General features: G+C 60.5%; 1 protein-coding gene. It reads left to right on the top strand.

Going from position 1 to position 838, the window contains the following annotated elements:
* A partial coding sequence (locus EN969_RS33390) for a transcriptional regulator (RefSeq protein ID WP_127419875.1) occupies positions 1-703 on the top strand: 703 nt, incomplete at its 5' end.
* Positions 704-838: the final 135 nt, after the last annotated feature.

Below are 838 nucleotides of genomic sequence, written 5' to 3'. Positions count from 1 at the left end.
CGCCGAAACACTGCTTAACATCGCCGCCGAGTTCAAGGTGTCGCTCGATTGGCTCCTCGGCCTCAGCCAGGACGAAGGTCTCACCGGCGAAATCCGCGAAAGCCTGGAGATCGAAGAGGCACCGGATGGTTTCGACCGCACGCTGTTGGCCAAATGGCATGCCGAGGCGGCAGGCACCAAGATCCGCTACGTGCCTGCCGGCATTCCCGATCTTCTGCGCACCGAAGCGCTGGTCGACTACGAAGCCGGCATCGCCAACAAGAGCCGCCTGGCGCAGGCCGGCGAAACGCAATACCGCATCGACTACAACAGGCGGCCTGAGACCGACATGGAAGTCTGCATGCCGCGCCACACGCTGGAGATATTTGCCCGCGGGCTGGGTGTCTGGGACCGTTTCCCCGAAGCCGACCGGCGCGCCCAGCTGCTGCACATGGCGACGCTGCTCGACGACCTCTACCCGACCTTCCGGCTGTTTCTCTATGACGGGCGGATGCGCTATTCGATCCCCTACACCATCTTCGGACCCTATCGCGCCGCCATCTATGTCGGCGACATGTATCTGGTGCTCAACGCCACTCAGCCGATCCAGACGCTGATCCAGCACTTCGACAATCTGATCCGGGCCGCCGACATCAATGCGCACGAGGCGTCCGGCTTCGCGCACAGACTGGCCGGCATGTCGTTCCCAACAGGCACTGTCTGATCTTCGGCAACAATGATCCTTCGGACGGAAACCGGCCTCCGCATTGGTGGCCGCGTTGCCGCCATTCCATTGACTACACATAAAGACTTCTTTATATCCTTATTCGACTTCGAAACATGAAAGCCAATCCGATGA

Origin of the sequence: Mesorhizobium sp. M7A.F.Ca.CA.003.01.2.1 (genome assembly GCF_003998945.1) — a bacterium.
GTDB classification, from domain to species: domain Bacteria; phylum Pseudomonadota; class Alphaproteobacteria; order Rhizobiales; family Rhizobiaceae; genus Mesorhizobium; species Mesorhizobium ciceri.
Note: the sequence above shows the minus strand (reverse complement) of the source record. Positions and strands in the feature narration are given on the sequence as shown.